This is a genomic window from Kitasatospora griseola (assembly GCF_014648555.1).
GTDB lineage: Bacteria > Actinomycetota > Actinomycetes > Streptomycetales > Streptomycetaceae > Kitasatospora > Kitasatospora griseola.
This window is the reverse complement of record NZ_BMRI01000024.1, coordinates 2,799-3,057: the sequence shown is the minus strand read 5'-3', so window position 1 is coordinate 3,057 and position 259 is coordinate 2,799. Positions and strand designations below refer to the sequence as shown.

Below are 259 nucleotides of genomic sequence, written 5' to 3'. Positions count from 1 at the left end.
GCCCATGGCGTGCTGCATCTCGGTGATGGTGGCTTTGCCGCCGCCGGAGCCGTACGCGGCGACGTAGGGGCCGTCGTAGTACTGGCCGTGCCGCCAGCCCCGTACCCGGCCCCGGTGGCGGGGGTGGGCGGGGTTGGGCATGGTCCAGCCGCCGAGTTCGAAGTTGCGGTGCCGCAGGACACCCAGCTGGAACATCTCGCCGCAGAGGCTGATGTCCTTGCGCACCTTCGCGCGGCCGTTGGGCTGTTCGATGACGTAC

Annotated in this window: 1 pseudogene; it reads right to left on the bottom strand. The window is 70.3% G+C overall.

Annotated features, from left to right (window positions below):
• Positions 1 to 259, bottom strand: a pseudogene (locus IEZ12_RS39070) (DNA methylase); the annotation flags it as partial.